Annotated in this window: 8 protein-coding genes; all 8 read left to right on the top strand. The window is 60.3% G+C overall.

Going from position 1 to position 4,569, the window contains the following annotated elements; translation table 11 throughout:
• Positions 1–176 precede the first annotated feature (176 nt).
• The 8 genes from ACIQ2X_RS15810 to ACIQ2X_RS15775 are packed head-to-tail and all read left to right on the top strand — an operon-like array spanning position 177 to position 4,404.
• The gene (locus ACIQ2X_RS15810; RefSeq protein ID WP_396179937.1) at positions 177–584 is read left to right on the top strand and encodes a hypothetical protein; all 408 of its coding nucleotides are present in this window, start codon (positions 177–179) and stop codon (positions 582–584) included.
• On the top strand, positions 581–1,222 hold the full coding sequence (locus tag ACIQ2X_RS15805; protein ID WP_396179936.1) for a hypothetical protein: 642 nt from the start codon (positions 581–583) through the stop codon (positions 1,220–1,222). Before ACIQ2X_RS15810 ends, ACIQ2X_RS15805 begins: the two co-directional genes overlap by 4 nt.
• 10 nt (positions 1,223–1,232) lie before the next feature.
• Positions 1,233–2,093 carry a hypothetical protein gene (locus ACIQ2X_RS15800; RefSeq protein WP_396179935.1) on the top strand — a complete coding sequence of 287 codons (861 nt, stop codon included), beginning with the start codon at positions 1,233–1,235 and terminating at the stop codon, positions 2,091–2,093.
• On the top strand, positions 2,093–2,935 hold the full coding sequence (locus tag ACIQ2X_RS15795) for a hypothetical protein (protein ID WP_396179934.1): 843 nt from the start codon (positions 2,093–2,095) through the stop codon (positions 2,933–2,935). Before ACIQ2X_RS15800 ends, ACIQ2X_RS15795 begins: the two co-directional genes overlap by 1 nt.
• Positions 2,932–3,237 (top strand): LuxR C-terminal-related transcriptional regulator, encoded by a 306-nt coding sequence (locus ACIQ2X_RS15790; protein ID WP_396179933.1) that lies wholly within the window; start codon positions 2,932–2,934, stop codon positions 3,235–3,237. Before ACIQ2X_RS15795 ends, ACIQ2X_RS15790 begins: the two co-directional genes overlap by 4 nt.
• Positions 3,234–3,443, top strand: a complete 210-nt coding sequence (locus tag ACIQ2X_RS15785; protein WP_396179932.1) for a hypothetical protein — start codon at positions 3,234–3,236, stop codon at positions 3,441–3,443. Before ACIQ2X_RS15790 ends, ACIQ2X_RS15785 begins: the two co-directional genes overlap by 4 nt.
• Positions 3,444–3,908: a single-stranded DNA-binding protein gene (locus ACIQ2X_RS15780; RefSeq protein WP_396179931.1), complete on the top strand. Its 465-nt coding sequence runs from the start codon at positions 3,444–3,446 to the stop codon at positions 3,906–3,908.
• A 10-nt stretch (positions 3,909–3,918) separates the two neighbouring features.
• Positions 3,919–4,404, top strand: a complete 486-nt coding sequence (locus tag ACIQ2X_RS15775; protein WP_396179930.1) for a hypothetical protein — start codon at positions 3,919–3,921, stop codon at positions 4,402–4,404.
• Positions 4,405–4,569: the final 165 nt, after the last annotated feature.

Genomic DNA, 4,569 nt, shown 5'->3' with positions numbered 1-4,569 from the left:
GGCTTTTTTCTGCTCGCGTCGCAGCTCTTCGGCTCGGCGCTCCAAGTCTGCGGCCATCAGTGCAAACAAGCGCGTCAAGAACGCCTTGAGTGCGGCTGCTGCTTTTTCGTTTGAGGTGCTGTTGCTCATGGCATTCAGTTTTGCCTGCGCAAGCCTCTCAACACCACACAACTGATTTGAGCGAGGTTGCGATGCAACTTGGATTGCCCACTGAAGTAACCAATCAGGAGCTTGCGCGAGAGACAACTCTCGGCGGCGCCATCGGACTATGCGCCAAGGCGGCAGGACTGGAGCCGAAGCAGCTTCAGTCTGACCTGAAGTTGGACAAGGCGCAGTGGTCCCGGTGGGAGTCTGGGCAAGAGGGCGTCATCTGGCCGAAGTTGTCGGCGGTGATGGATCGCTGCGGCAACGACGCGCCGCTGCTCTGGATGTTGCAGGCACGGGGCTATGACCTCTCCAGCCTGCGCAAGCGTGAGACGGAGACGGAGCGAAAGCTTCGCGAGGCCACCGAGCGCATAGAACAACTTGAACGCGAGCGTGAAGTGGAGCGCCGCTTGTTCCGTGACTTGAGGGCGGCAGCATGACCCAAGCCGCACAACTGGTTCGCTATGAGCATGCCCGCACGGCGCTGGCTGAGTGCTACCGCGTGGACGAGGTTAAGGACATTCGAGACAAGGCCGAGGCTATGGCCGCATATGCGCGCCAGGCCAAAGACTCCGAACTGATCCAGTACGCCACTGAAATCAAGGTGCGGGCTGAGCGTCGGTGTGGGGAGTTGCTGGCGACGACTGAGAAGAACCGTGGCGCCGCTGGCGTCGGATCAAACCAGCACCAGGTGCGGTCGCACGATTCGACTGCACCAACTCTGGCCGAGATGGGTTTGACCCGCGATGAGTCCAGCCGCTACCAGCAGCTTGCCGCCATGCCAGATGAGCACTTTGAGACGGCTGTGGCGACTGCGAAGGCAACTGCTGGCGAGGTCACTACGGCATTCATGTTGCGCGAGGCCAAGAAGGCTAAGCCGGCACCAATCAAAGGCAAGGCAGCCGAGAAGAAGCGCCAGGAACTGCGAGAGGCCCAAGAGCGCGGCGTCTCAATGCTTTGCACCTATGCGCGGCTGACTCTCAGCGCCATTGAATCGCTTGAAGAGTTCACCGACGAAGAAAGACAAGTCCTCGATGACTTGCGAACCGCGATTGATCGGACATCAATCATTCACTAGGAAAACGCAGATGCAATTTGAAATCATCCAAGTAACGCCCCGCCTTGCCCGTCAGTGGCTTGAAAGCAATACCCGCAACCGCCCACTGCGACCCGCGCACGTCGAGCGCCTGCGCGCATCCTTTGAGCGTGGCGAGTACGTCATGACCCATCAGGGCGTTGCGTTTGACAGCGACGGCGCGGTGGCCGACGGACAGCACCGGCTGACGGCTATTTCACTGCTCCCCGACAACTACAGCTTCCCAATGCTGGTGACGCACGGGCTGGACCACGATGCAGCGTTCCCAGTGATCGACGTTGTGATGGCAACGCGCAGCGTGAGTGATGTGTTGGGCGTAGACCGCAAGGTTTCCGAGGTCGGCATGTTCTTGTGCCGGCTCTGGGAGGGCAAGTCGGCTGGCGTCACGCCGACCCTAGCTCTGCCATTCATTGAGATGACAGCCCCGACAACATCGGACCTGATTAACTTCTGCGGAACGACATCCAAAACATGGAGCTCAGCGCCTGTCCGATCTGCCGCCGTTGTTTCGCTTATGCGCGGTGTGGATGCTGACTACGTGAAGCTGATGTATCGCAACTTGGTAACGGCTGATTTCAACGCCATGACGCCAGTGATTGCGGGTCTGTTCAAGTCCCATCTGAACGGCAAGGTCCGCGCTCAAGATGCTTATGACTTGTTTGTGCGCTGCCTACGCGCTTTTGATCCGTCTGTTGCGCATCACACGAAGGTGCAAGTCAAGGACGCAAGCGTAAGCGTGGCTGAGGTCCGCGCTTGGCTGACTGCGATGCTTGCAAAGAAAAATGCCCCGCTGTTGGGCGGGGCTAAAGGGAAAACGCAGCCGAAGTTTAACAGCGGGCGGCTGGCTGCGTAATGGCTGGCGACTGGATCAAGATGCGCACGAACCTGTGGGATGACCCACGGGTTGCGCGTCTGTGTGATCTAACAGACCAGGGCGAGGCTGCTGTGATTGGCGGCCTCTACTGGCTCTGGGCGATGGCTGACGCACACACGGAGAGCGGCATCCTCCCTGGCCTTACCTGCAAGGCCATCGACCGCAAGACGGGCGTTCCGGGCCTGGGGGATGCGTTGTGTGATGTTGGCTGGCTCGCAGATCACCCAGAGGGCGTGCGCATCGTCGGCTTTGAAGAGCACAACGGAGCTTCAGCCAAGAAGCGGGGCCAAACAGCTAAGCGCGTGGCCGCTTTCAAGGCCGGTAACGCAGAAGAAACGCAGATCGGCGAAGAAGGTAACGCAGTGAGCGTTACCAAAACGTTACCAGAGCGTTACCTAGAGAAGAGAAGAGAAGAGAAGAACTCTTCTTCACTACGTTCAGAAGAGGCTCGCGCTTCGCGCTTGCCCAGCGACTGGGCATTGCCTGACGAATGGCGGGACTGGGCCAAAGCCGAACGGCCAGAGCTTGACCCCCTCAAGACCTCGGAGCAGTTCCGCGACTACTGGGCGGCGAAGCCGGGTAAGGACGGGCGCAAAACCGATTGGCTCGCCACTTGGCGCAACTGGGTTCGCAACCAACGAGCGCCAATGCCGGTGAAGCCGACGATGGCCACGGCCCCGCCGATCACCACGCCGCCGAAGCCAGGCATAGACCCCGCCCTCGCAAAGCTGCGAGCCGAAGAGTCGAACCTGAAGCCGCCGAGCGCTGAGCAACTTGCCCAGCTACGAGCAATCCGAACAGCAGTGAAGGTATCGCAATGAATCTCAGCTTCACATCCGCATGTCCTGGCGGCATCCATGCCCCAGCCCGCGCCCCCGTGTTTGTGCCCAAGCCGGTGAAGGTCGAGTTGTCTCTGACCGGCTTTGAGCGCCTGACTCCGCGTGAGCGCGAACTGATCGAGCGAACCATCGTCACAGGCGTGGTCAAGCTCGCAGCCGAGCAAATGGGCATCACGAACAAGACCGCAGAGGCCCACATGTTGAACGCCCGCGAGAAGACCGGGCACCGCAACGCGATCCATCTGGCAATCGCTTACGAGCGCTGGGCAAGGGGTGCCGCATGAACGTCGCCGCAATCCTGCAATCAAGCCGCTTGCCGCTGACTGCCCAGCAGATCGCTGACCAGCTCGGCATGGCTATCGAAGAGGTCTACACGGACCTCGTACGCATGGAAGGAGAGGGCCGAGCCCGCCCGATCCTGAACTATTTTCACCGCGAAAACCGGGTCGGCATTGCCGGCTGGATCGCATCACCTTACTGGAGCAATTGAGTGGCAAACGACCTGAATCAATACCAATGCATTGGCCGACTCGGCAAGGAGCCTGAGGTCCGCTACATGGCAAACGGCAAGGCTGTCGCCTCGTTTTCTGTGGCTGTCGGCTCAAGCTGGAAAGACGCCAGCGGCGAAAAGCGAGAAGAAACCGAGTGGGTGAACGTCACCGCATTCGACAAGCTGGGCGAAATCTGCGGCGAGTACCTGAAGAAAGGCTCGCAGGTCTACATCAGCGGTCGCCTCAAAACCGACAAGTACGAGAAGGACGGCCAGACCCGCTACAGCACGAAGGTGATCGCCGATCGCATGCAGATGCTGGGCGGCAAGACGGAAGGCGGGCAGGAATCCCCAGCCCCAGCACCGCGTCGATCAAACGCCCCAGGCTCAGCGGCCAGCTATGGCAGCGCAGGTGGCGAGCCGAAGACCGGCTTTGACGACATGGACGATGACATTCCATTCTGAGGGGCAGGACATGAAGCCATTTATCGCAGCCCAAATCCTGGCCTACCTCCGCGCCAATCCGAACGGCACCTATGACGACATTTCCGCCAATTGCCGTCAGAACTTCGACAGCGTGGCGAAGGCTATGCGCAAGCTCCAGGCGGCTGGCATGGTGACCTCGGCAATGCGCGGATGTCAGAAGGACTGGGCCATCACTGAGAAGGGCAGGGCAGCGGACAAGCAGAACCCGCTCGGCAGTGGATCGCGCCGCTATGGCATCCCTGCCAAGACTCAAGCCTTCTCTGAGCGTTTGTATCGTCGGCGTGAGGCTGATGCAGCGGCTGCGGCCATGAAGCGCAAGTTCAGCGGCTCAGTCAACGGCAACGGAGTCGAGGCCGTCGAACTGCCGCCGACGAAAGCAGGCGACACGCTGACCGAGGTGCCGAAGTTCTTCAGCGCCATGCCTCCCGGCGTTTACACACTCCCGCCCGTTAGCTGCGCAGCGAGGGCCGCATGACACGCGACACCCTAGAGAACCAAATCCTCGCCTTCTTCGACCAGAACCCCGAGGAAGAACTGACGACCGAGGACGTTCAGATCAAGTTCGGACGCACGATGAACAACACCAGGATTGTGGTGCAGCGGCTCGCTGATCGCGGCATTCTCGTCCGCACGCCCGCAA

Source organism: Flavobacterium sp., assembly GCF_044368625.1.
GTDB lineage: Bacteria > Bacteroidota > Bacteroidia > Flavobacteriales > Flavobacteriaceae > Flavobacterium.
This window is presented reverse-complemented; position numbering and strand designations above follow the sequence as displayed.

Excerpts from the sequence above, each read along its gene's own strand:
- ACIQ2X_RS15805 (WP_396179936.1), top strand. The coding sequence starts at position 581 with ATGACCCAAGCCGCACAACTGGTTCGCTATGAGCATGCCCGCACGGCG.
- ACIQ2X_RS15795 (WP_396179934.1), top strand. The coding sequence starts at position 2,093 with ATGGCTGGCGACTGGATCAAGATGCGCACGAACCTGTGGGATGACCCA.
- ACIQ2X_RS15775 (WP_396179930.1), top strand. The coding sequence starts at position 3,919 with ATGAAGCCATTTATCGCAGCCCAAATCCTGGCCTACCTCCGCGCCAAT.
- ACIQ2X_RS15800 (WP_396179935.1), top strand. The coding sequence starts at position 1,233 with ATGCAATTTGAAATCATCCAAGTAACGCCCCGCCTTGCCCGTCAGTGG.
- ACIQ2X_RS15785 (WP_396179932.1), top strand. The coding sequence starts at position 3,234 with ATGAACGTCGCCGCAATCCTGCAATCAAGCCGCTTGCCGCTGACTGCC.
- ACIQ2X_RS15790 (WP_396179933.1), top strand. The coding sequence starts at position 2,932 with ATGAATCTCAGCTTCACATCCGCATGTCCTGGCGGCATCCATGCCCCA.